Annotated in this window: 2 protein-coding genes; both read right to left on the bottom strand. The window is 44.2% G+C overall.

Going from position 1 to position 1,553, the window contains the following annotated elements:
- The coding region (locus I3255_RS14200) for a DeoR family transcriptional regulator (RefSeq protein ID WP_238039398.1) at positions 1-315 on the bottom strand (315 nt) is incomplete at its 3' end.
- Positions 316-338: 23 nt separating this feature from the next.
- A partial coding sequence (locus tag I3255_RS14205) for a pyruvate formate lyase family protein (protein ID WP_275950130.1) occupies positions 339-1,553 on the bottom strand: 1,215 nt, incomplete at its 5' end.

The following is a 1,553-nucleotide window of genomic DNA, read 5'->3' on the forward strand; positions in this document are numbered from 1 at the left end:
TTCATTAGGAGTAACTAAATCTGCAGCTTTAATTGCTAATGACTGTTTTACATCAAAACATATTTCTAAGCGGGTATCGATATCATCAACATGATTGACGACTGCGGCACCATGAATACGCTTTAAATACCCTTCTTTTTCTAAAAAATTCAAATCTTGACGTATTGTAACTCCAGAAACGCCAATAATTTCTGATAGTTCAGATACTTGTATTCTTTTTCGATGATTAACCATCTGAAGGATTTCATTACGTCTTTTGTTCATAACATTAAGCTCAGAAAAAGGGAGAGGTATTATAATACCTCTCCCTTTCATTTGAAATCAAAACGAAACAACAATTATAATGAATGTTCAGTACGTGCGATGATGTCATCTTGCGCGTCTGGTGACAGCGCGGTGAAGAAGGCTGAGTAGCCTGCAACTCGCACAACAAGATCACGATATTGCTCTGGATTCTTCTTCGCGGCTAGCAAGGTTTCACGAGAGACGATATTGTACTGCACATGCCAACCTTTGTGGTGGTTGAAGAAGGTACGAATCAACATAGAGAGCTTGAGCTTATCTCCTTCAGACTCAACCGCTGCTGGACTTAATTTCTGGTTAAGCAGCACGCCACCTAGGATCTTATTCGCTTGGATTTTACCAACCGAGTTGTACACTGCCGTAGGACCTAAACGGTCTGAGCCAGAAGATGGGCTTGCACCCTCTGCCAATGGCGTTTTCGCTTTGCGACCGTCTGGCGTTGCCATGGTTGAAGCACCGAATGGAACGTTTGCCGAAATACTTGATGTTCCCGCATAGTAACCGCCGCCAATTGGACCACGTCCATGACGCGTATTGACGAACTGCTCTAGTTCATCAATGTACACTTGGTACGCGTCTGCCAGTAGTTGGTCTACTGAATCATCATCGTTACCGTATTTTGGTGCATAGTTGATAAGACGTTGACGAAGTTGTTCGTTCTCCATGCCGGCGAAATCTTCAGCCAATGCTTTTGCTAGCCCTGGTTGGGTGATTTGCGCATCATCGAAAACAAGGTGTTTAATTGCTGCTAGACTATTACCCAAGTTTGCGATACCGACTTGTAAGCCAGATACCCAATCGTATTTCGCACCACCTTCTTTCACGGTTTTACCACGAGCCAAACAGTCATCTACCAGCGTTGAACAGAAGATGTCTTGTGCTTGCTGTTCAAGTACGCTGTCGACTACCGTATCAATCTCAATCGATTTACGCGTGTAATAGCGAATTTGCTCTGCCCAAGAAGCTGTTACTTGTTCAAAGTTTTCGAAATTGCCCTTTGCCAAAGACTTGTCATGCGGTAAGAAAGCTTTACCCGTTGTTGCGTCCACACCTTCGTTAAGTGCTGCCAACAGGATACGAGCAAAGTTAATGAAGCTCATGCCCGTACAACGGTAACCCCATTTGCCTGGAACTGCCGTCTCGATACAGCCGATAGATGCATAGTTGTAAGCGTCTTCTTTCTCTACGCCAAGTTTGATGAATTCAGGAATGACAATCTCGTCATTGTTGAACGCAGGCATACCGAAGCC

It is taken from the genome of Psychrobacter sp. Ps6 (assembly GCF_022129235.1).
GTDB lineage: Bacteria > Pseudomonadota > Gammaproteobacteria > Pseudomonadales > Moraxellaceae > Psychrobacter.